This window comes from Reyranella humidisoli, assembly GCF_019039055.1.
In the GTDB taxonomy this organism is placed as follows: Bacteria; Pseudomonadota; Alphaproteobacteria; order Reyranellales; family Reyranellaceae; genus Reyranella; species Reyranella humidisoli.
In genome coordinates, this window is sequence record NZ_JAHOPB010000003.1 from 100,921 (window position 1) to 123,192 (window position 22,272).

Here is a 22,272-nt window from a genome sequence, read left to right on the forward strand (position 1 = left end):
GGCGCGTGACTAGAGTGCCGGGCCAATGGACGGATCTATCAAGGTGAAGGAAATGCCCGCAGCCTCCGACGGCCGCATGCCGCGCCGGTCGCTGCGCAACATCGCTCTTTTGGCGATGTGCCAGGCTTTGACGCAGAGCAGCAACACGCTGATGTTCGCCTCGTCGGCGCTGGCCGTGCTGACCATCGTTTCGCCCGACATGCGCATGTGGGCCAATCTGCCCATCACCATGCAGCATTTGGGCGTCATGCTGTCGGTGTTTCCGGCCTCGTTGCTGATGATGCGGCGCGGCCGCAAGCTCGGTTTCCGCAGTGGTTCCGTGATGGGAATGATCGGCTCGCTTCTGGCGGCGATCGGGCTCGGTCTCGGCAGTTTCCCGGTGATGTGCCTGGGCGGCCTGTTCCTGGGGTACGCCATCGCCAACATGCAGCTCTATCGCTTCGCGGCCGTCGAACTGGCGCCCGGTAACTTTCGCGCGCAGGCGATTTCCTACGTCACCGCGGGCGGCGTGCTGGCGGGCATCGTCGGTCCGACGCTGGCGCGCTTCACGCCCGATCTCTGGTTGCCGCTCTTCCAGGCGAGCTTCGTCGCCGTCATCGTCATCCACGTCCTTGTCTTCATCGTGCTGGGCTTCATCGAATTCCCACAGGTCAGGGTCGAGGACTCGACCGGCCCGCAGCGGCCGCTCTTCGAGATCGTCACCCAGCCGGCCTACATGGTGGCCTGCGCCGGTGCGATGATCGCCTTTGGCGTCATGTCCTTCGTGATGGCGGCTTCGCCACTGGCCATCGTGCAATGCGGTCTCAAGGCGACCGAGGCTCCCGTGACGATCTTCGTGCATGTCATGGGAATGTTTCTGCCGTCGTTCTACACCGGACAGCTGATCGCCCGCTTCGGCATCTTCAATGTCATGATCGCAGGCATCGTCCTGCTCGTGGCGGGCGTCGTCGTGGCGCTGATGGGCGTCACCGAATGGCATTTCCGGGGCGCCCTCAGCCTCAACGGCGTGGGCTGGAACTTCCTGTTCGTGGGCGCGACGACCCTCCTGACCACCACCTACCGACCGGCCGAACGCGGCAAGGCGCAGGCGTTCAACGACTTCATGGTCTTCGGCGTGACCACCGTTGCCAGCCTGATGGCGGGCGTGGTGCTGGAGTTGAAGGGTTGGGCGGCCCTGAACTACGTCGCCCTCGCGCTGGTGCTGGTCGCGCTGCTGGTGATCGGCATTTTCCGGCTGCGGAATCCGTCACGCGCCTGACGCCAAGCCCTTGACGAGACGGGGCTTTTCCCATCGGCGAGTTGCGCCGACACGGGCGGCATGTCATTTTCCGCGCGCCTCGCCCCGGGGGGAGTTCCATGCTTCGGGCTGCGATGCGCTAGAAGCGCTGAAAAAACAATAGGTTAGGAAAAATGTCCACCGTTCTTTGGGGCGTCATCGGCTGCGGCTTGATTGCCGTGCTGTATGGCGTCGTTACCGCATCGCGGGTCATGGCGTCAGACGCCGGCACCCCGCGCATGCAAGAAATCGCGCAAGCCATCCAGGAAGGTGCGGCTGCCTACCTGCGCCGCCAGTACATGACCATCGGTATCGTGGGCGTCGTTGTCCTCGTCATCCTGGCGCTGCTGCTCGGCAAGTTCGCCGCCATCGGCTTCCTGATCGGCGCGGTCCTGTCGGGAGCCACCGGCTTCATCGGCATGAACGTGTCGGTGCGCGCCAACGTGCGTACCGCCGTTGCCGCCCAGAAGAGCCTGGCCTCGGGTCTCGACCTCGCCTTCAAGGCGGGTGCGGTGACCGGCATGCTGGTCGCCGGCCTCGCCCTGATCGGCGTCGGCGGCTACTACGCGGTCCTGCTCAAGATGGGTGTCCCCGGCGGCAGCCGCGACATGATCGACGCGCTGGTGGCCCTCGGCTTCGGCGCCTCGCTGATCTCGATCTTCGCCCGTCTCGGCGGCGGCATCTTCACCAAGGGTGCGGACGTCGGCGGCGACATGGTCGGCAAGGTAGAGGCGGGCATTCCCGAAGATGACCCCCGCAATCCGGCCACCATCGCCGACAACGTGGGCGACAATGTCGGCGACTGCGCCGGCATGGCCGCCGACCTCTTCGAGACCTACGCGGTGACGACCGTCGCCACGATGGTCCTGGCCTCGATCTTCTTCGCGGCCGATCCGGTCCTCGTGTCCAAGCTGATGGCCTATCCGCTGGTCATCGGCGGCGCCTGCATCATCACCTCGATCATCGGCACCTACTTCGTCCGCCTCGGCTCGGACGGCAACATCATGTGGGCGATGTACAAGGGCGTGATCGTGGCCGCGGTGCTGTCGATCCCGGCCATCTACTTCGCCACCGACCGCCTGGTCGGCATGGGCACGGTGATGACGGTGGGCGATCGTTCGTTCACCGGCATGTCGCTGTTCTGGTGCTCGCTTGTCGGTCTGGCCATCACCGGCCTGATCGTGTGGGTCACGGAATACTACACCGGCACCGAATATCGCCCGGTCAAGGCCGTGGCGCAGGCTTCGGTCACCGGCCACGGCACCAACGTCATCGCCGGTCTCGCGATGTCGATGGAAGCCACGGCCGGCCCGGCGCTGCTGATCTGCGCCGGCATCGTGACCTGCTACATCCTGGCCGGCCTCTTCGGCATCGCCATCGCCACGACCGCCATGCTGGCGCTCGCGGGCATGATCGTTGCCCTCGATGCCTACGGCCCGGTCACCGACAATGCCGGCGGCATTGCCGAAATGGCCGGCCTGCCGAAGGAAGTGCGCAAGAACACCGACGCGCTCGACGCCGTCGGCAACACCACCAAGGCGGTCACCAAGGGCTACGCCATCGCGTCGGCCGGCCTTGGTGCGCTGGTGCTGTTCGCGGCCTACACGTCGGACCTCGACTACTTCATCGCGCAGGGCAAACTGGGCATCAAGTCGGTCGATTTCTCGCTCAAGAACCCCTACGTCGTCGTGGGCCTGCTGGTCGGCGGCCTGCTGCCGTACCTGTTCGGCGGCATGTCGATGCTGGCCGTCGGCCGCGCCGCCCAGGCGGTGGTCGAGGAAGTCCGCCGTCAGTTCAAGGAGAAGCCCGGCATCATGGCGGGCACGGACCGGCCGGACTACGGCCGCGCCGTCGACATGCTCACCAAGTCGGCGATCAAGGAGATGATGATCCCGTCGCTGCTGCCGGTGCTGTCGCCGATCGTGCTGTTCTTCGTGATCTCGGCCATCGCCAACCGCTCCGACGCCTTCGCGGCGGTCGGCGCCATGCTGCTCGGCGTCATCGTCACCGGCATCTTCGTCGCCATCTCCATGACGGCGGGCGGCGGTGCCTGGGACAATGCCAAGAAGTACATCGAGGAAGGCCATTTCGGTGGCAAGGGATCCGACGCCCACAAGGCGGCGGTGACCGGCGATACCGTCGGCGATCCGTACAAGGATACGGCGGGCCCCGCGGTCAACCCGATGATCAAGATCACCAACATCGTGGCGCTTCTGCTCCTCGCCGTCCTGGCGCACTGAGCCAGGATAGGAACCTGAAAAAGGAAAGCCCCGGTCGCAGGACCGGGGCTTTTTCTTTGTGCGGGAAGCGGAGGAGCGTCAGATGCCGCCGGTCGTCGGAGCGCCGGGGGCGGTTTCCTTCTTCGGACCGCTGAAACGGCCGACATTGCCCAGGACCTGCTCGAGAATCGTGAGCTCCTTGCCCGATGTCGGCGTGATGCGCTGGACCATCTGGATGTCCTGCGCGTCCTTGAGGCCGTAGTTCTTGATGGCTTCGATGCGGCCCGTGTCGTTGAACGTGACCTGCATCACCTTCTGCTCGACGATCCTGGGCTTGGTGTAGGCCCAGTAAACCTGGGTCTCGCTGATGTAGTACCAGATGTTCGGATTGAAGGTGGCGACTGCGGAGGGCGATCCGATCAGGCGGACGACGTCTTCGCGGCTCTGCGCGCCGACTTCAAGCTTTTCCACCGAACCGGGCGTCGCGGCAAAGCCGCGCTGGTCTACGGTGTCCTCGCAGCCGCCCACGGTGAGGGCAGCAGAGACGGCGAGTGCGCCAACGAGGGCGAGCGGGGCGGTGCGACGCATGGACTGCTTCTTGGCTTTGCGGGAAGAGGGACTGCAAGATGTCGTGATGAGGGGGCGGGGTCAACCTGTCGCTCTGTGACGAGTTGGGGAGGAGTTGCCCGTGTTCCGCCGCCGCAAGCCCGAGGACGATTTCGCCGCCGCCGTCTACAAGCGCGTGGGAGAGCAGGCGCGCGCGGCCGAGTTGTTCGAGGTGTGCGGCATTCCCGACACGCTGGATGGCCGCTTCGATGCGCTGGCGCTCCACGCCGCGCTGATGATCGACCGCCTGCGGCGCGAGCCGGATGGCGAAGTTCTGGCTCAGGCCTTCTTCGATGCCATGTTCCGTCATCTCGATCTCACGCTGCGCGAGATCGGCATTCAGGATCTGGGTGTGGGGCGCCGCATCAAGGTCATGGCAGAGGGGCTGCATGGGCGGGGGCTGGCCTACCGGGAGGCTTTGAATGACGGTCCCACGCCGCTTGTGGAGGTCTTGCGCCGTAACGCCTATGGCGGTAGGTCGCCAGAGGATCCGCAGCAGGTCGCCAGTTTAGAGGCCCATGTCCGCGAATACGCCCGATCGCTTTCGGCAACGGCCCGCAACGACTTGATAAAGTGATTTAACAGAATGTCTCAAGATATTGATAAGACAGGAAAATCTGAAATTGAACGGCTTGTCGACCTCGAGAAGCTTGGGCCGGCTGGCACGGCTCTGGAGATCGCGACGAGCGAGAGCGAGCGAGCGGCGCTGGCCAAGCGATTCGGCTTCCTCGGCCTGCCGGCCTTCTCGGCGCGGATGACCGTCGATCGCAAGCCGGGCGGGCGGATCGTGGTGGAGGGGCGCCTCAAGGGCCGGATCGTCCAGGCCTGCATCCTCAGCCTCGATCCTGTGACCCAGGAGCTCGACGATGCCTTCCGGCTGGTTTTTGCCGAAGATGTGGATGAAGAACGCGATCCCGAGAGCGGAGAGGCTCTGCTGAATGCCAACGGAGACGCCCCCGAGCCCCTCACCGGGAATATGCTCGATGTCGGCGAAATCGCCGCCGAACAGCTGTCCCTGACGGCAGATCCCTATCCCCGGCGACCCGGCATCAAGCTCGAAGACGTGCTGCCGAAGCCCAAGGGCGGTGCGCGGCGGGCCGCGCCCGAGCCGCGCCGGCATCCGTTCGCCGGTCTGGCCGCCCTGAGGGACAAGCCGCGGCGTGACCGCTAAACTGTTGCGGTCGTGAAACGTTTTGGCTAGAGAATGCCGCCCGCCGCGCCTGTAGAGCGCGGCTGCAGCTTTTTTGGGGGCACGCCCTGCTTGCGAAAGCGGGTAGAGCCCTCGTCCTGGAGATCGTCATGGCAGTTCCCAAGAAAAAGGTTTCGAAGTCCCGCCGCAACATGCGTCGCTCGCATCATGCGCTGCCGACGATGGCATACATGGAATGCAAGAACTGCGGCGAGCTGAAGCGCCCGCACATGGTTTGCTCGCATTGCGGCTACTACCGCGAGGACATGCCCGTCCTGGCCGACACTGCGTCGGCCGAGAAGTAGCCCGAAGCCCGCTGCCGGCGATGGGCTGGCGCTCGACAGTCGGAGCAGGGCGGTGAGTACGGGCAAGATCGTACTCGCGCTCGACGGCATGGGCGGGGATCATGCGCCTGACGTCATTGTTAATGGCGCCGACATCGCCCGCGAGCGTTATCCCGGAACCTCGTTTCTGCTGTTCGGGGACGAAGCGCGCCTGAAGGCGCTCGTCGACAAGCGCAAGGGTCTCGCGCAGGTGCTCGAGATCGTGCCGGCCGAGGATGCGGTGCTGGCCGAGGACAAGCCGTCCTACGCACTGCGGCGCCGGCGCAAGTCCAGCATGTGGCTGGCGGTCGAGGCCGCAGCCCAGGGGCGTGCCGACACGATCGTGTCGGCTGGCAATACCGGTGCGTTGCTGGCCATCTCGATGTTCGCGATGCGCATGCTCGAAGGCGCGGACCGTCCGGCGCTGGCCTCCTTCATGCCGACGGCGCGCGGCGAGAGCGTGATGCTCGACCTCGGCGCCAATCTCGAATGCGACGCCGACAATCTCGCGCAGTTCGCCGTGATGGGGAGCGTCTTCGCGCAGATCCTGCTCGGCCTCGACAAGCCGAAGGTCGGACTGCTGAACGTCGGCTCCGAGGAGCTCAAGGGCCGCGAGGAAGTGCGCCAGGCCGCGGCCTGGCTGCGTCGCGAGAACTCTCCCGTCTCGTTCCACGGCTTCGTCGAAGGCAACGATATCGGCGCCGGCGTGGCCGACGTCGTCGTCACCGACGGCTTCACCGGGAACATCGCCCTGAAGTCGATCGAAGGCACGGCGAAGCTTTACACCCAGTTCGTCCGTGACGCGTTCCGGACCTCGACGCTGGCCAAGCTCGGCTACCTGTTCGCCTCGGGCGCCTGGTCCAAGCTGCGCATCCGCGTCGATCCGCGTCGTTACAATGGCGGCGTGTTCCTCGGTCTCAACGGGGTGTGCGTGAAGAGCCACGGCGGCACCGACGCGCTGGGCTTCGCCTATGCGATCGGCGTGTCCGTCGATCTCGTTCGCTACGACTATAAAAGCAAGCTTGTCGAGGGCCTGGCCCGGTTGCGCGAGATCACCTCGGCGACCGAGACACCGGCTGCCTCGCTGCAGGCCACCGGAGGAACCGCGTGATTCGTTCAGTCGTCCAAGGCTGTGGTTCGTATTTGCCGGAGCGCGTGGTCACCAACGAAGAATTGGCGAAAACCGTCGAGACCACCGACGAGTGGATCCAGCAGCGCACCGGCATCCGCCAGCGCCACATCGCGGCCGAGGGCGAATTCACCTCGCATCTGGCGATCAAGGCTTCGCAGCGGGCACTCGACCATGCCGGCCTCAAGGGCTCCGATCTCGACCTGATCGTGCTTGCCACGGCGACGCCCGACGAGACGTTCCCCGCCACGGCGACCCGCGTGCAGGCGGAGCTCGGCATGACCGGCGGCGCCGCGTTCGACGTCCAAGCCGTGTGCGCCGGCTTCGTCTATGCCGTCTCGGTCGCCGACAGCCTGATCAAGAACGGCATTGCCTCGACCGCGCTGGTGATCGGCGCGGAGACCTTCTCGCGCATTCTCGACTGGGACGATCGCGGCACCTGCGTGCTGTTCGGCGACGGCGCCGGCGCGATCGTGCTCAAGGGCGAGCAGGGTACGGGCACCTCGGCCGATCGCGGCATCCTCGCCAATGCGCTTCATTCCGACGGCCGCCAGCACGACATACTCTATGTCGATGGCGGACCCTCCTCGACGCGGACCACCGGCCTGCTCCGGATGGAAGGCAAGGAGGTCTTCAAGCACGCCGTGGTGAACATGGCCGCCGTCGTCGGCGAGGTGCTGGAGAAGGCGGGCATCGAGTCCAAGGACATCGACTGGCTGGTGCCGCACCAGGCCAACAAGCGCATCATCGACGGCACGGGGCGCAAGCTCGGCCTGCCGCCGGAGCGCGTGGTCGTCACCGTCGACAAGCATGCCAACACGTCCGCGGCGTCGATCCCGCTGGCGCTCGACGTCGCGGTGAAGGACGGCCGCATCAAGAGGGGCGATCTGCTGCTTATGGAGGGAATCGGCGGCGGACTGGCCTGGGGAGCGAGCCTCGTTCGCTGGTAATGCACGATTCCGGTGTAACGGAACGTGAACAGACACCGATTCAAGTCCGCCCGCTATCCTACTGATATTGACCGCTTTCCCACCTTAGAGTAAGGATTAACTGGGGGAAGAAGGGGTACCGGAGTGGACGGCCGGACTATCACGCGCGCCGATCTGAGCGAGTCAGTGTTCCAGGAAGTGGGCCTGTCTCGCAATGAATCCAGCGATCTCGTCGAGACGATCCTCGGTGAGGTGGTGGAGGCATTGGCGCGCGGCGAATCGGTGAAGATCTCCTCGTTCGGGAGTTTCACGGTTCGCGACAAGGGGCAAAGGGTCGGCCGCAATCCGAAAACCGGGCAGGAAGTTCCCATCCTGCCGCGGCGAGTCCTCGTCTTTCGAGCGTCGAATGTCCTGAAATCACTGATCAACGGGGCGCCCGGCGAGAACAAGGGCTGATGGGGACACGAGGGGAAATAGATGGCCGTTTCTGTTCAGACCGTCGAAAGGCGGGTTGAGAAATCGGCGCAGGCTTTTCGGACGATCAGCGAGGTCGCGACCGAGCTCGACGTGCCGCAGCACGTTCTGCGTTTCTGGGAGAGCAAGTTCACCCAGGTCCGTCCGCTGAAGCGGGGTGGCGGCCGTCGCTATTACCGGCCGGAGGATATCGACCTCCTGCGGCGTATCCGGACGCTTCTCTATGAAGACGGCTATACCATCAAGGGCGTGCAGCGCCTCCTGAAGGAAGGCCGCGGCCGCCTGCCGGCCCAGCGTCTCGACATCGCGGCCGAAAGTGCGCTGGAGAGCCTGCGTATCGTCTCGGCGCGCGCCGAGGCCATGGCCAGCGGGGCCGCCCGGCAGCCGCTGCCGCGCACCGGTCCGCAGCCGTCGACAACCACGCCGCGGGCGGCCGTTCTCGACCTGCACAAGCGGCGTGAGATCGAGTCGGTTCTCGAGGACCTCGAACAGGCGCTGACGCAGTTGCGTAGCACGCTGAAGGCCCAGCACTAGGATTCAAGTCGCGAGAGCCGCCGGGGGGGCGGCTCAAGGGCTTGCAGGTGTTGTGCTTTAAGGCCACCAGATCGGGTGGGCCTTGTAAGAAAGTGTATCAAGTCTCTGATTTTATTTGGTTTCTGGCCGGGCGGGCGTATCGTGCCCGGTGAGGGGTCTCTTGCGGAATCGTCAAAGGGGGACGTGACCGTGCTTGTGAATCGCGATTTCGCGCGCCTACGGGCGCGCTCATTTGATTTATCTTCAATTAATGACAATGGCTTAGAGGATGAATCTCCCACAATAGGTGAGATTCTTTACCTCCGCCGGGGGCTGACGCAGCCTGGCGGCAAGCTGCCCTTGTTCGATCTTGATGGGCAGGACGTCGATATTGACGTTGTCAAGAAATGCCTCAGCCGCGGCTGGGCCAAGCCATGGTTCAAGAATCCGCTGAAGCCGGACTGGATGGTCTGCAGGCTCACGGAGCTGGGGCGGCAGGTCGCGTCCGCGACGTAGCGATCCAGGCGACGGCGGCCGCCGCGAGGAGCAGCAGGCCGGCGAGCAGGAAGGCCGCGCCCGGCAGGGTGTCGATGGTCCACGCGAACATCACGGCGAAGAGACCGGGCGAGACCAGCCCTGCAATGCTGCGCGACGCCGAGTTGGCGCCCTGGAGCTGGCCCTGTTCGGAGCCGCCGACCCGGCGGGTCATCATGTCCTGTACGGCCGGCCCCGCAAGGCCCCAGAACGCCATTACCGGCACGCCGGCCCAGAACCACGGACCGGTTTCGGCCAGCCCGTAGATCGACATGCCGAGCGCGCCCGCCAGCAGGCCCGCGATCAGGGCCCGGCGCGAGCCGAAGCGGCCGACGATCGGCCCGATCAGAAGTCCCTGGACGATGGCGGTACAGATGCCGACGAAGGCGAGGGTGAGACCGACCGTCATCTCGCCCCAGCCATAACGGTGGCCGGCATAGAGCACGAAGACAGCCGGCAGGACCTGGTGGGCGAAGTTGCCGAGGAAGTCGACCGCGGCGAGGCCGAGCAGCTGGCGGTGCGAGGCCAGCAGCCTGAGCGACCCTATTGGGTTGGCGCGCTTCCAGGCGAATTCCATGCGCTTTTCCGGCGGCAGCGATTCGGGCAGGACGAACCAGCCGAACGCTGCATTGGCGAGACAGGCGGCCGCCGAGATCCAGAACGGCAGGCGTGGATCGACGCTGCCCAGCAGTCCGCCGATCGCCGGCCCGACGACGAAGCCCAGCCCGAAGGCCATGCCGACCAGGCCAAAGGCCCTGGCCCGCTCCTCGGGTTTCGTCACGTCGGCGATGTAGGCGAAGGAGGTGCCGATGGTGGCCGAGGTGATGCCCGAGATCACGCGGCCGACCAGCAGCAGCAGGAGCGAAGGCGCCAGTGCCATGAAGATGTAGTCGAGCCCGAGTCCCAGGCAGGAGATGAGGATGACCGGCCGGCGGCCGTACCGGTCCGACAGGGCGCCGAGCAGGGGCGAGCAGAGGAATTGCATCAGCGCCCAGACGGTCGCGAAGACCCCGAACATCTCGGCCGCGCCGGCCGTATCGCCGCCCATGAAGCCCAGCACGATCGTCGGCAGCACCGGGATCATCACCCCGAGCGCCAGCACGTCGAGCGCCACCGTGCAGAAGATGAAGGCAAGCGCCCGGCGCGTGTTCATTGGGATACAATGGAGGGGGGAGATGAATTGGTCGGGGCGACAGGATTTGAACCTGCGACCCCCAGTCCCCCAGACTGATGCGCTACCAGGCTGCGCTACGCCCCGACCGGTGCCGCCGGCTGGTCGGCCCGCAGCAGGGGGGCTTTAGCGCGAATGGCAGCGTTGCCGCAAGCCGGCTTGCACGAGGTGCGGCGACAAAGGATACAGGCCCCATGATCGATTTCGGCCAGCGCGTCCTTCTCTTCTCGTCGATCGGCCACGCGCTGATGCACATGATGACGGCATTCTACGCCGTCATCGTCTTGACCCTGGCGGTTTCCTGGAACCTGCCGCCCGAAGACCTGCTGCGCCTCTACGCGCCGGCCACGATCCTGCTGGGCGTCGTGTCGCTGCCGGCCGGCTGGGCATCGGACAAGTTCGGCGCCCCGGCCATGATGGTCGTGATGTTCCTCGGCCTCGGCCTGTCGTCGATCGCCTGCGGGCTCGTGCCGACCGGCGACACGCTGGCGCTGTCGCTCGCCCTTTGCGGGATCGGTGCATTCGGCGCCTTCTACCATTCGGTCGGCATCGGCTGGGTGATCCGCACGGCCAAGGAACAGGGCCACGCCATGGGCGTGAACGGGCTGTGGGGCAGCGCTGGCCTCGCGCTCTACGGGATCGTGCCCGGCGTGCTGATCACGCTGGCCTCGTGGCGGGCGGCCTTCATCGTCCCTGGCATCGTCTGCCTCGTCGTCGGCGCCGTCCTCTGGGTGCAGATCCGCCAGGGCAAGGTCGGCGACCGGGCGATGCCGCAAGCCAAGGGCACGCAGGTCGGTCGCCGCGACTTCTGGCGTGTCTTCTCCGTGCTCTCCGTCACCATGGCGCTGGAAGGCGTGATCTGGCAGGCGGTGATGTTCGGCGCGGCGATGGTCTTCGAGGTGAAGCTCGCACCCGAGATTTCGGCGCTGCGCGACGGGCTCGCCTCGTGGGGCGTCGCCACCCAGATCGTGCTGTGGGTCGGCCTGGCCACGTCGATGATCTATGTCGTGTCGGGCGTCGCGCAGTACGCGATGGGCCGCCGTATCATCGACCGCTATCCGCTCAAGGCCACGTACATCGTTGCCTCCGCGCTGCAGGTGGTGGCGATGCTGGCGCTCGCCATGGGCAACGGCTACGTCGCGCTGCTGGGCGCCATCGGCTCGGCAGTACTCAGCTCGGCAGCGGGCCCGATCGAGAACATCCTGATCGCCCGCTATACGCCCAGCCGCTATCACGGGCTGGGCTTCGGCGCGAAGTTCGTCGTGGCGTTCGGGGCGGGGCCGCTCGCGATCCTGCTGATCGCCTGGGTGCGTGAGACGACGGGAAGCCTCGAACTGCTGTTCCTCGGCCTCGCCGTCATCTCGGTTGTGATCACGCTGGTCGCCCTGCTGCTGCCCGGCAACGAGCGCGATGCGTCGTTGCCGGCGCCGCAGGCCGCGCCGGCGGAGTAGGCGCTACTTCGAGCCGCGCGCCGCCTTGAAGGCCGGACGCGACAGGCAGCGGTCGAGCCAGGCATTCACGTTGGGGAAGGGTGCGAAGTCGAACTTGATCGGCTTGGCCCAGCTCAGGATCGAGGCGAGGTTGAGGTCGGCCACCGTGAAGGTCGAGCCCAGCAGGTAGTCGCGGCCCTCGAGCGCACCGTTCAGCACGGCCAGCGGCTTGGGCAGCATCTTCTGCGCCTCGGCGACGGCCTCCGGCTTGCGCTTGTCCGGCGCGGTCATGAACATGTCGATCAGGATGGTGAGCAGCGGCTTCTCGACCTCGGTCATGCCCCAGTAGCTCCACTGGTTGCACAGGGCCTGATCCTCGAGGCTCGACGGCATGAAGCCATCCTTGCCGTGCTTGGCGGCGAGGTAGAGGTTGATCGCCATCGACTCGAACAGCTTGAAGTCGCCGTCGACCATCGCCGGGACCTTGCCGTTCGGATTGACCTTCAGATAGTCGGGATTCTTCAGGTCCTTCATCTCGACCGCGATGTGCTCATACGGGATGCCGAGCTCATGTACGATCCAGAGAGCGCGCGCCGCGCGCGAGGCCGTCGGCCCGTAAATCTTGATAGTCACGTCTGATTCTCCCCAAGTTCCAATGTCGGTGCGGACGATAATGCAGTGCCCGGTGCGGGTCTAACCTTCTATTCCGCGAGCCCGTATTCGCCGCCGACATAGCCGTTCCGGTGGCCGAAGCGTTCGGTCATTACGGTCGCAAGATCCTTCTCCGGCCCGGCGATCCAGCCCCCGGCCCGGACGGCGTAGCCCGTCGCCGAGGCAGCGGCACGCGGCGGTTGGCCTTGCTGCAGGGCGCGGGCCGCGGCCATCACCAGCTTGCGGAACTCGACGATGCCGACGTCGGTCGGTCCGAGATGCTCGCGCGTGCGATCCTGCACGGCACCCTGGCTGTCCTGGATCGCGGCGTCCTGGTCCGACACCCCGCTGATGCCGGTGTAGCTCAGCGTCTTCTGCAACTCGCGGTCGATCATGTAGTCGTTCCGCATGTTGCGCTTGGGCACGTAATGCTCGTCGATCTCGGCATGGAGGCTGAGGCCCGACGCGTACTTGGCGCGCTCGGCGTTGGTGAGCGGCCGGTCGGGCACCCAACTGTAGGTGTAGATCCAGCAGCTCGTGTCATCGACCGGGACCCAGGTCTGCCCGTGATAGACCTCGCCGGGGAAGGCGACCGGCACCAGCGCATGGTTGGGCGCAAGATACTGCGCGATGCGCCAGTAGACGTCCGTCGTGTCGGTCTTTCGACCGGCGGCGATGACCAGTCCGGCATCGTGGCTCTCGATCCTGAACCTGGGCCGGGGATCCTCGGTGACCCAGCGGCTGCGATCGGCGAGGCCGCCTTCCTGGCCGATCGCCGACGTCTTGCGCAGGATGTCGAGGCGCGCGGCCTCGTCCTTGGTCGGGATCGCATGCAGGAAGGAGAAGTGCGCGGTGTCGATCGCGCCTTCCAGGCTCTGCACCCAGTTGCAGTCTTGCCATTTCTTCGAGACGAAGCGATGCCCCGCGGGGACGAGACCGAGCTCGAGTTGAGGCAGTTCCGGCATGTGCTCGCGCGGGCCCATGTAGACCCAGACCATGTCGGCCCATTCGCGCACCGGATAGGACAGGAGCTTGATCGTGTCCTTGTACGCCGACTCCGGCGGCGAGGTCGGCAGGTCGACGCAGTTGCCGTCGATGTCGAACTTCCAGCCGTGGAAGGCACAGCGCAGGCCGCACTCCTCGTTGCGGCCGAAGTAGAGATTGGCGCCGCGATGCGGACAGTGCGGCTCGACGATGCCGACGCGGCCGTCGGTCTGGCGGAAGGCGAGAAGGTCCTCGCCGAGGATGCGGATCTTCTTCGGCGGTCCGTCGCGTTCGGGAAGTTCCTCGGAGAGCAGGGCCGGCATCCAGAAGCGGCGCAGCAGGTCGCCCATTGGCGTGCCGGGGCCGCCCTGCGTTAGAAACTCGTTGTCGGAGCCGAGCATCAGTCACCCAATCCGTACTGGTTGCCGATATAACCGCGATCGTGGCCGAAGCGTTCGGCCATGACCGTGGCGAGGTCCTTATCCGGCGCCGCTATCCAGCCGCCTGAGCGCACGGCGTAGCGATTGGCCTTGTGGGCCGCGGCCGGGGGCTCGCCCGAGGCGAGGCGGCGCGCCGTACCCATCACCAGCTTGCGGAACTCGACGATGCCGATGTCGGTCGGGCCGAGGTGCTCCCTGGTGCGATCCTGGATCGGTCCCTGACTGTCCTGGATGGCGGCGTCCTGCTCGGACACGCCGGTGATGCCGGTGAAGTTTTCGGAGAGCTGCACGCTGCGATCGCGCAGATAGTCGTTATCCCTGTTGCGCAGCGGCCTGTAGTCGGCGTCGACCTCGGAATGGACGTTGAAGCCGCCGCGATACTTGGCGCGCTCTGAATTGCTGAGCGGCCGGTCGGGCTGCCAGCAATAGGTGTAGATCCAGCAGTTCACGTCGTCGACCGGCACCCATGTCTGTCCATAATAGATCTCTCCGGGGAAAGCGGCGGGCGTGTAGGCGTGGCTGGGCATCAGGAACTGCGCGATGCGCCAGTAGAGTTCGGGCCCGTCGGTCTTGCGGCCGCCCCCTATGACGAGACCGGTATCGTGCCCCAGCACGCTGAAGCGCGGCCGTGGATCGTTCTGCACCCAGCGCACGCGGTCGTCGGGCTTGGCCTGGTCGCTCAGCGCGGCGCGGCTCATCGCCCGGCGCGCGGCCTCGTCGTCGGTCGCCAGCACCTTGTGCAGGAAGGAGAAGTGCGAGGTGTCGATCGCGCCTTCGAGGCTCTGGACCCAGTTGCAGTCCTGCCATTTCTTGGTGACGAAGCGCGAGGCGGCGGGGACAAGGCCGAGTTCGAGCTGGGGCAGCTCTGGCATCGTCTCGCGCGGGCCCATGTAGACCCAGATCATGTCGGCCCACTCGCGCGTCGGATAGGCCAGCAGCTTGATCGTGTCCTTGTACGCGGACTCCGGCGGCGAGGTCGGCAGATCTACGCAGTTGCCGTCGACGTCGAACTTCCAGCCGTGGAAGGAGCAGCGCAGGCCGCAATTCTCGTTGCGGCCGTAATAGAGGTTGGCGCCGCGATGAGGACAGTGCGGCTCGACGAGGCCGACCCTTCCGTCGGTCTGCCGGAAGGCCAGCAGGTCCTCGCCGAGCAGGCGGATCTTCTTCGGCGGTCCGTCGCGTTCGGGAAGTTCCTCCGAAAGCAGCGCCGGCATCCAGAAGCGCCGCAGCATCTCACCCATCGGCGTGCCCTTGCCGGCACGGGTCAGGAACTCGTTGTCCTCCTTGCTGAGCATTTCCTTCCTCTTTTCATTGGCTTGTCGCCTTGGCCAGAGCCTGATCCAGATCGGCGATGATGTCTGCAACCGTTTCGATGCCGATCGACAGGCGCAGCACGTCGGGCCCGGCGCCCGCGGCGACGCGCTGCTCCTCCGACAACTGGCGATGGGTTGTCGAGGCGGGATGGATGATCAGGCTCTTGGCGTCGCCGATGTTGGCGAGATGCGAGAAGAGCTCGACGCTGTCGACCACCTTCATGCCGACGTCGTAGCCACCCTTCACACCGAAGGTGAAGATCGAGCCCGCGCCCTTGGGAAGGTACTTCTTCGCCAGCGCATTGTACTTGTTGGAGGGCAGGCCGGCATAGTTCACCCAGGCCACGGCCGGATGCTTCTCGAGGTGCTGTGCGACGGCCAGCGCATTGGCGCAGTGGCGCTCCATGCGCAGTCCCAGCGTCTCCATGCCCAGCATCGTCAGCCAGGCATTGAACGGCGCCTGCGTCGGACCGAGATCGCGCAGGCCGACCGCGTGGCTGTGGAACGTGTAGGCCATGTCGCCGAACGTCTCGTAGAAGTTGAGCCCGTGATAGGCGGGCTCGGGGCCGGCGAGACTGGGGAATTTCCCGCCCCTCGACCAGTCGAACTTTCCGGAGTCGACAATTGCGCCGCCCATCGACGTGCCGGTTCCGCTAAGGAACTTGGTGGTCGAATGCACCACCAGCGTCGCGCCGTAGTCGATCGGCTTGCAGAGCCAGGGCGTCGCCAGCGTGTTGTCGACCAGCAGCGGTACGCCGGCATCCTCCGCAATGCGGGCGATGGCCTCGATGTCGCTGATCACGCCGCCGGGATTGGCGAGGCTCTCGATGAAGAAGGCCTTGGTCTTGTCGGTGACGGAGCGCTTGAAATTGTCCGGCGTGTCAGCGTCGACGATGTTCGCCGTCCAGCCGAACTTCGGATAGGTGTTCTTCATCTGCTGCAGCGAGCCGCCGTAGAGGCGCGAGGCCGCGACGATCTCGGCACCGGGACCCATCAGCGGGAAGAGGGCGAGCACCTGTGCCGCGTGACCCGAGGAGGCGACGGTGCAGCCGCGGCCGCCTTCCAGCGTGGCGAGCCTGGTCTCGAGCGCGGCGTTGGTCGGGTTGGTCAGGCGGGAATAGATGAAGCCGACGGTCTGCAGGTTGAAGAGAGCGGCGGCGTGGTCGGCGTCGTCGAAGACATAGGCCGTCGTCTGATAGATCGGCAGGGCGCGCGCCCCGGTCGTCGGATCGGGCGCGGCGCCGGCATGCAGCGACAGGGTCTCGAAGCCGTAGGTCTTGTCGCTCATTTTTCTCTCCCTTTCATTCCTCGCCAGCGGAACGCTACGTCAAACGCATGTCCATGTGCCGTAGCATACGTTGAGAAGTTTCGTATGGCGCAAGTGCAGGACCCGAAAGGTGGCCTGAAGGTGTAGCCGGTAAGGCTGCGAATGAGCGGCTGCGGCGATGTTGCACTGACTGATTTTCAGGCAGCTTTCTTCAGCCACACCACTACCGAGCGCGGTTTCGTTGGGATTCCAGACGACAAAACGCAGCAACGGCGGTGTCTCGGCTGGCCCAGATTGCGGCAGGAAGTGGACTTTGCAGCGACCGTGTTTCGTTCCGGCCAGCGGGGCTCGCTGACGCCGCGTCAGCTTGGCGTAAGCATGGGCAGATACGGTCGCTTGCTGTGATTTGCGACGGTTGCCGTCGCGGCACAGCGTAAATGTTTAGGGAGCGAAACACCGTGCAACGGTTTCTGACCAAGGACTTCTTGTCCGGGTTGATGTTTGTCGCCTTTGGTCTGGGCGCTCTCTATATCGGCCAGCATCTCGCCGTGGGCACACCGGTCCGCATGGGACCGGGCTACGTGCCCCGCATGCTCTCGCTGATCTTGCTGGCGCTGGGCGTTGTGATCTGCATCGTCGCCGTGATCAGCGGCAGCGAACCGGTGGAGCGGCCCAAGTGGAAGCCGATCACGCTGGTGACCATCGGCATCGTCTGTTTCGCACTTCTCTTCGAGCGCGCCGGACTGATCCCGGCGCTGGTCGTGCTGGTCCTGATCTCGTCGCTGGCCGGCGAGGAATTCAAGCTCATGGAAGTGATCGGCAACATCGTGGTGCTTTCCATCCTTTGCACGGTCGTCTTCAAGGTCGGACTCGGAATGAACATTTCTGTCGTGCAGGGGATTTGGTGACATGGATCTCCTTGGCAACCTCGGGCTGGGCATTACAGTCGCCTTCACCTTCCAGAACCTGACCTACGCCCTGCTGGGCTGCATGGTCGGCACGCTGATCGGCGTTCTTCCGGGCATCGGGCCGGTGGCGACCATCGCGATGCTGCTGCCCATCACCTTCCACCTGCCGCCCACGGCGTCGCTGATCATGCTGGCGGGCATCTACTACGGCGCGCAATACGGTGGCTCGACGACGTCGATCCTTGTGAACCTGCCGGGTGAAGCCTCCTCGGTCGTGACCTGTCTCGACGGCTACCAGATGGCGCGGAGGGGACGCGCGGGTGCCGCGCTCTCGATCTCGGCCGTCGGCTCGTTCTTCGCGGGCACCGTCGGTACGATCATCATCGTCATCTTCGCCGAGCCGCTGACGCGCATGGCGCAGAAGTTCGGGCCGGCCGACTACTGCTCGCTGATGGCACTCGGCCTCGTCGCTGCGGTCGTCCTGGCCAGCGGCTCGATCACCAAGGCGATCGCGATGGTGTTCCTCGGCCTGCTGTTCGGCCTGGTCGGCACCGACGTGAACACCGGCGCCCAGCGCTTCACCTTCGACGTTCCGGAGCTGAGCGACGGCATCGACTTCGCGCCAATCGCGATGGGTCTATTCGGTATCGCCGAAATCGTGGTCAACCTCGAACGACACTTGGAACGCGGGGGAGCGATCAAGGTCGGATCGCTATGGCCAACCCGCGAAGAAATCCGGCGCTCGATTCCGGCGATCCTGCGCGGCACCTTGCTGGGGTCGCTACTCGGCGTGCTCCCCGGCGGTGGTCCGACCCTCGGCGCCTTCTCGGCCTACACGCTCGAGAAGAAACTCTCGAAGACCCCCGGTGAGTTCGGCAAGGGTGCGGTGGAGGGCGTCGCAGCCCCGGAGGCGGCCAACAACGCCGCCGCCCAGACCTCCTTCATCCCGATGCTGACCCTAGGCATCCCGTCCAACGCCGTCATGGCGCTGATGGTCGGCGCCATGATCATCCAGGGCATCCAGCCGGGGCCTGAGGTCATGACCAAGAAGCCGGACCTGTTCTGGGGCATGATCGTCTCGATGTGGATCGGCAACGCCATGCTGGTCGTCATCAACCTGCCGATGATCGGCATGTGGGTGAAGCTGTTGACCGTGCCATACCGCTTCCTGGCACCGGCCATCCTGCTCTTCTGCTGCATCGGTGCGTACAGTCTGCAAAACAGTACGTTCCATGTCATGCAGGTCGCCGCCTTCGGTGTGCTGGGCTACATCTTCGTCCGCCTGGGCTGCGAGGGTGCGCCGTTCCTGCTCGGCCTCGTGCTGGGGCCGCAGATGGAGGAATACTTCCGGCGCGCCATGCTGCTCTCGCGCGGCGACGCCATGGTCTTCCTGGAGCGGCCGATCAGTCTCGGCCTGCTCATCACGACGACGCTGCTGCTGATCCTGATGGCCTTGCCGAGCATCAAGAAAGCCCGCGAGGAGGCCTTCCAGGAGGAAGGCTGACCTTCTAGCGGGAGAACACGATACACGCCGGGCTGCCGACCTTGGTCTGCAGCTTGGTGGGGGCCAGCAGTCCCGTGCGGCCGACCTTGTAGGCGATGATCGAATCGCCACCCTGGTTGGCGACATACAGAAAACGCTCCGCCGGATCGAAGGCAAAGAAGCGCGGCACGCTTCCCCTGGTCGGCACCCACTGGCGCGGCGTCAGCGTCCCCCTGGCCGGATCGATCCCGAATACCCCGATACTGTCGTGACCGCGGTTCGAGACGTAGACGTTGCGTCCCGCGCGGTCGACCCAGATCTCGGCGCCTGTGCTGTAGCCAGTGAAGTCCGAAGGCGTCGCCGGCAGGGTCTGGAACGGCGTCAGCGCACCCGTCGATACATCCTGTCGATAGCTCGTGATCGTCGAGTCGAGTTCATTGATGACATACGCGAAGGGCTTTCGCGGATGGAAGTCGATGTGCCGCGGGCCGGAGCCGGGTCGCGCGGCGACTCGGCCGGTCTCTACCAGAACGCCTCGCCTGGCATCCAGGCGGTAGCCGATCACGCAGTCGGCGCCCTTACACGGGAGGTAGAAGGTGCGGCCCGCGCGATCGAGTGGATTGTGATGTGGCCGGACGTTCTTCTGCTCCGTGCGGTGCGGCCCGAGAGGCGCCGCGACCGCGGTGAGCGTGGAGTAGGGCGAGAGGCTGCCGTCCTTCGCGATCGGCAGGGCTGCCAGCGAATCCGAGCCGTAGTTGCTCACGACCAGGAAGCGCTGCTTCGCGTCGAACGCGAGATGGATCGGATTGTATCCGCCAGTGGGCTGCCGGTTCAGGACGGCGAGACGACCGGTTTCCCGGTCGACCGCAAAGGACGTCGCCTCGCTGCGATCGCCATGCACCGAATAGAGGCGGGTGCCCGCCTCGTTCATCGCCAGGAACGACGGATTCTCCAGCCCGCCCAGATGCTGGACATGCCGGAACGCGCCGTTGCGCGGATCGACGCGATAGACGTTGATCCCGTTGCCATGGCCGTTGCGTTCCGGCGAGGTGTAGCTGCCGACATAGGCGAAGATCGGATGTGTTGTCATGGCGGCATAGTCGGCGCCGCGACCGAGCGAGGTCAACGCCCCTTCAGTGTGCGGTCGAAACGATCAGCACGACGCCCGCCATGACGAGGAGAATGCCGGCAAGTTCGCGGCGGTTCATCGATTCATGGAAGACGCGACGCGAGACGACGTAGCTGAACACGACCTCGATCAGGATCAGCGTGCGCACCTGGGAGGCGGGGGCGAGCGCCAGCGCTGTCACGTTGGCCAGCGAGGCGGACGCGCCGGCGACGCCGGCGAAAGCCGAGATGCGCCATTGGCGCAAGACGCCCAGTACGATGGAAGGATTGCGGGCCAGTAGCCAGGCCGTCAGCAGCACCGCCTGCAGTAGTTGGCTCCAGAACAGTGTCTCGGCAGCGGCCAGGAACGGCGAGCCGGCATGAAGCGCCAGGTTGGCGCCACGATAGCCTACCACCGAGATGGCGAACGCCGAACCCGAGGCGAGGCCGTAGAACGCCGCCGGATCGGCCCAGCTTCGCTTCTTGCCGTCGAGGGCGGGCGGTCGCGGCGAGAGCAGCACCACGCCCAGAGTCGCCACGACGATGGCGGAGATCGCCAGCATCGAGATCGTCTCACCGAGGAAAAGGACGGAGAAGAGCGCGACCTGGATGACCTCGCTCTTCGAATAGACGAGGCCGATGGCGAAGCTGCGCTCCTCCATGGCCCTGAGAAGAAGCGCCGTGCCCGCCATCTGGCTCAGGGCCGCGACAACGACCCAGCCGCCGAATGCCGAGGTGAGGGTGGGCTGAGGATGACCGCCGACCAGGAGCACGAGGCAAAGCCACACTGCGAGAACGGGCATGCCGTAGAGGAAGCGGACGAGAGTCGCGCCGAGTGTTCCCAGTTCGGCCGTCAGGTGACGTTGCGCGGTGTTGCGAACGGTCTGCGCCGCGGCGGCGAAGAGCGTGAGGGGAATCCAGAGCCAGGACGGAGAAATCATTTCCCCGACTCGAAGGACGGTTGTCGTTTGACCATGTCGAAGGATTGACCATAGGATCGCGCCAACCGGTCACGGACCGCATAAGAATTTTCGGGAGTGAGCACCATGGCATCCATCGAGTCACGCCGCGCGAGTCGTCGTCAAGTTCTCAAGGGTGCTGGCGCCATCGCGGCAGCCGGATGGATTGGCGCTCCGGCGATCAGCAGGGCGCAGACCGGCGCCATCAAGATCGGCGTACCCACGATCCTCTCCGGGCGTGTGGCGATCCTGGGTCAGACCAGCGTCGGCGGTCTGAAGGTGGTGTTCGACAAGTTCAACGAGGCCGGCGGCATCAACGGCCGCAAGATCGAGATGGTGGTCCGCGACTCCAAGGGCGCGCCGCAGGAAGCCGCCAAGGTGACGCGAGACCTGATCAACAACGACAAGTGCGAGATCATCCTCGACGCAGAGGCGTCGAGCGGCGCCTTCGCCGTTCAGGAGGTCATCCGCGAAGTGGGCGTGCTCTGCCTCCATTCCAATTCAGAGACCTCGTCCCTGACCGCCGATCCCAAGCTGCACGTGCCGACCGCCTTCCGGACGGCCCGACAGGGTATCCATGATGCGATCGGCGGCGGCGACTACGCCGCGAAGATCGCCAAGGCCAAGGGGCTGAAGAAGTGGGCGACCTGCTCGCCGGACTATGCCTATGGCCGCTCGAACACCGCCGAGTTCATGGAGTACGCCAAGCACTTCGACGGCAGCATCCAGGTGGTCGAGGAATCCTGGCCCAAGCTGTTCCAGCCGGACTACACCGAGGTCGTGACCAAGCTGCTCAACGCCAAGGCCGATGCGATGTACTCGGCGCTGTGGGGCGGCGATCTCGTCGCCTTCATCGACCAGGCGAACCTGTACGGCCTGTTCGACAAGCAGGCGTCTTTCATGGTGAACCTCGGCGACTACGGTGTCGTCGACCAGGTGAAGCAGTTCCCCCAGGGCGTCTACTCGGGAGGCCGCTACAACCGCACGGTGCCGGCCACCAAGGAAAACGAGGAGTGGTACCAGAACTACGTCAAGACGCAGAAGCACAAGCCCACGAACTGGTCGTGGGAGAACGCCGTCGCCGCCGAGTTCATCGTCGAGGCGCTGAAGAAGACCAACGGCGACACCAACGGCAAGAAGATGGCCGAGGCCATCAAGGGCATGACACTCAAGAGCCAGTTCGGTACCAAGGGAACGGTGACGATGCGCGCCGAGGACAACACCCTGGTCGACTACATCATCGGCTACGGCGTCTCGCTCTCCAAGGATCCCTTCGTGAAGGACTTCCAGGCCTCGGCCTGGGAACCGATCTTCGAGCTCGAGAAGCAGTGGAAGAAGAAGCAGGGCTACATTTCCTGACCGCACAC

General features: G+C 65.3%; 22 protein-coding genes and 1 tRNA gene. 14 read left to right on the plus strand and 9 right to left on the minus strand.

From position 1 onward, the window contains the following. The first annotated feature begins 25 nt into the window (after nt 1-25). Both KQ910_RS23945 and KQ910_RS23950 read left to right on the plus strand, forming a co-directional pair. On the plus strand, nt 26-1,258 hold the full coding sequence (locus tag KQ910_RS23945; protein ID WP_216966066.1) for an MFS transporter: 1,233 nt from the start codon (nt 26-28) through the stop codon (nt 1,256-1,258). Between the two features lie 152 nt (nt 1,259-1,410). Beyond that, entirely contained in the window at nt 1,411-3,516 is a 2,106-nt protein-coding gene (locus KQ910_RS23950) for a sodium-translocating pyrophosphatase (protein ID WP_216966067.1), read from the plus strand. A gap of 78 nt (nt 3,517-3,594) precedes the next feature. On the opposite strand, the gene KQ910_RS23955 is transcribed toward KQ910_RS23950, so the two are convergent. Continuing rightward, a complete protein-coding gene (locus KQ910_RS23955) occupies nt 3,595-4,083 on the minus strand; it encodes an outer membrane protein assembly factor BamE (RefSeq protein WP_216966069.1) in 489 nt (162 codons plus the stop codon). A 100-nt stretch (nt 4,084-4,183) separates the two neighbouring features. Here KQ910_RS23955 and KQ910_RS23960 point away from each other — a divergent pair, with 100 nt between their 5' ends. The 8 genes from KQ910_RS23960 (at nt 4,184) to KQ910_RS23995 (ending at nt 9,174) form a co-directional block, all read left to right on the plus strand. Further along, entirely contained in the window at nt 4,184-4,678 is a 495-nt protein-coding gene (locus KQ910_RS23960; RefSeq protein WP_216966071.1) for a ubiquinol-cytochrome C chaperone family protein, read from the plus strand. A gap of 9 nt (nt 4,679-4,687) precedes the next feature. Continuing rightward, a complete protein-coding gene (locus tag KQ910_RS23965; RefSeq protein ID WP_216966074.1) occupies nt 4,688-5,272 on the plus strand; it encodes a YceD family protein in 585 nt (194 codons plus the stop codon). A 128-nt stretch (nt 5,273-5,400) separates the two neighbouring features. Beyond that, nucleotides 5,401-5,595, plus strand: coding sequence for a 50S ribosomal protein L32 (rpmF, locus tag KQ910_RS23970; protein WP_216966076.1), 195 nt, complete (start codon nt 5,401-5,403; stop codon nt 5,593-5,595). A 52-nt stretch (nt 5,596-5,647) separates the two neighbouring features. Then, nucleotides 5,648-6,724: a phosphate acyltransferase PlsX gene (gene plsX, locus KQ910_RS23975; RefSeq protein WP_369408438.1), complete on the plus strand. Its 1,077-nt coding sequence runs from the start codon at nt 5,648-5,650 to the stop codon at nt 6,722-6,724. Further along, the gene (locus KQ910_RS23980; RefSeq protein WP_216966078.1) at nt 6,721-7,692 is read left to right on the plus strand and encodes a beta-ketoacyl-ACP synthase III; all 972 of its coding nucleotides are present in this window, start codon (nt 6,721-6,723) and stop codon (nt 7,690-7,692) included. The genes plsX and KQ910_RS23980 overlap by 4 nt, the downstream gene beginning before the upstream one ends. Nucleotides 7,693-7,815: 123 nt before the next feature. Continuing rightward, complete coding sequence (locus KQ910_RS23985) at nt 7,816-8,127, plus strand: integration host factor subunit alpha (protein ID WP_068193962.1); 312 nt, start codon at nt 7,816-7,818, stop codon at nt 8,125-8,127. A gap of 21 nt (nt 8,128-8,148) precedes the next feature. Beyond that, nucleotides 8,149-8,679, plus strand: coding sequence for a MerR family transcriptional regulator (locus tag KQ910_RS23990; RefSeq protein ID WP_068193965.1), 531 nt, complete (start codon nt 8,149-8,151; stop codon nt 8,677-8,679). 183 nt (nt 8,680-8,862) lie between these two features. Continuing rightward, the gene (locus tag KQ910_RS23995; protein WP_216966783.1) at nt 8,863-9,174 is read left to right on the plus strand and encodes a hypothetical protein; all 312 of its coding nucleotides are present in this window, start codon (nt 8,863-8,865) and stop codon (nt 9,172-9,174) included. Here KQ910_RS23995 and KQ910_RS24000 read toward each other — a convergent pair. Together KQ910_RS24000 and KQ910_RS24005 are read right to left on the minus strand one after the other, a co-directional pair. Next, on the minus strand, nt 9,137-10,345 hold the full coding sequence (locus tag KQ910_RS24000; RefSeq protein ID WP_216966080.1) for a TCR/Tet family MFS transporter: 1,209 nt from the start codon (nt 10,343-10,345) through the stop codon (nt 9,137-9,139). The genes KQ910_RS23995 and KQ910_RS24000 overlap by 38 nt on opposite strands. Nucleotides 10,346-10,373: 28 nt before the next feature. Next, nucleotides 10,374-10,450: transfer RNA gene (locus tag KQ910_RS24005), tRNA-Pro, on the minus strand. Nucleotides 10,451-10,557: 107 nt separating this feature from the next. On the opposite strand from KQ910_RS24005, the gene KQ910_RS24010 reads away from it, so the two are divergent. After that, nucleotides 10,558-11,814: an MFS transporter gene (locus KQ910_RS24010; RefSeq protein ID WP_216966082.1), complete on the plus strand. Its 1,257-nt coding sequence runs from the start codon at nt 10,558-10,560 to the stop codon at nt 11,812-11,814. Between the two features lie 3 nt (nt 11,815-11,817). Here KQ910_RS24010 and KQ910_RS27305 read toward each other — a convergent pair whose 3' ends face one another. The 4 genes from KQ910_RS27305 to KQ910_RS24030 form a co-directional block, all read right to left on the minus strand. Then, complete coding sequence (locus tag KQ910_RS27305) at nt 11,818-12,426, minus strand: glutathione S-transferase family protein (RefSeq protein ID WP_216966084.1); 609 nt, start codon at nt 12,424-12,426, stop codon at nt 11,818-11,820. Between the two features lie 68 nt (nt 12,427-12,494). Then, nucleotides 12,495-13,829, minus strand: coding sequence for a Rieske 2Fe-2S domain-containing protein (locus tag KQ910_RS24020; protein WP_229600956.1), 1,335 nt, complete (start codon nt 13,827-13,829; stop codon nt 12,495-12,497). Beyond that, entirely contained in the window at nt 13,829-15,163 is a 1,335-nt protein-coding gene (locus KQ910_RS24025) for a Rieske 2Fe-2S domain-containing protein (RefSeq protein WP_216966086.1), read from the minus strand. Before KQ910_RS24025 ends, KQ910_RS24020 begins: the two co-directional genes overlap by 1 nt. A gap of 13 nt (nt 15,164-15,176) precedes the next feature. Beyond that, nucleotides 15,177-16,469 carry an O-acetylhomoserine aminocarboxypropyltransferase gene (locus tag KQ910_RS24030; RefSeq protein ID WP_216966088.1) on the minus strand — a complete coding sequence of 431 codons (1,293 nt, stop codon included), beginning with the start codon at nt 16,467-16,469 and terminating at the stop codon, nt 15,177-15,179. A 437-nt stretch (nt 16,470-16,906) separates the two neighbouring features. Between KQ910_RS24030 and KQ910_RS24035 the strand changes: the two genes are divergently transcribed. Together KQ910_RS24035 and KQ910_RS24040 are read left to right on the plus strand one after the other, a co-directional pair. Then, entirely contained in the window at nt 16,907-17,356 is a 450-nt protein-coding gene (locus KQ910_RS24035; RefSeq protein WP_216966090.1) for a tripartite tricarboxylate transporter TctB family protein, read from the plus strand. Nucleotide 17,357: 1 nt separating this feature from the next. Further along, nucleotides 17,358-18,860 carry a tripartite tricarboxylate transporter permease gene (locus KQ910_RS24040; protein ID WP_216966092.1) on the plus strand — a complete coding sequence of 501 codons (1,503 nt, stop codon included), beginning with the start codon at nt 17,358-17,360 and terminating at the stop codon, nt 18,858-18,860. 4 nt (nt 18,861-18,864) lie between these two features. Here KQ910_RS24040 and KQ910_RS24045 read toward each other — a convergent pair whose 3' ends face one another. Next, a complete protein-coding gene (locus KQ910_RS24045) occupies nt 18,865-19,965 on the minus strand; it encodes a lactonase family protein (RefSeq protein ID WP_216966094.1) in 1,101 nt (366 codons plus the stop codon). Nucleotides 19,966-19,972: 7 nt separating this feature from the next. After that, entirely contained in the window at nt 19,973-20,887 is a 915-nt protein-coding gene (locus tag KQ910_RS24050; protein WP_216966096.1) for a DMT family transporter, read from the minus strand. A 105-nt stretch (nt 20,888-20,992) separates the two neighbouring features. Between KQ910_RS24050 and KQ910_RS24055 the strand changes: the two genes are divergently transcribed. Then, on the plus strand, nt 20,993-22,264 hold the full coding sequence (locus tag KQ910_RS24055) for an ABC transporter substrate-binding protein (RefSeq protein ID WP_216966098.1): 1,272 nt from the start codon (nt 20,993-20,995) through the stop codon (nt 22,262-22,264). Nucleotides 22,265-22,272: the final 8 nt, after the last annotated feature.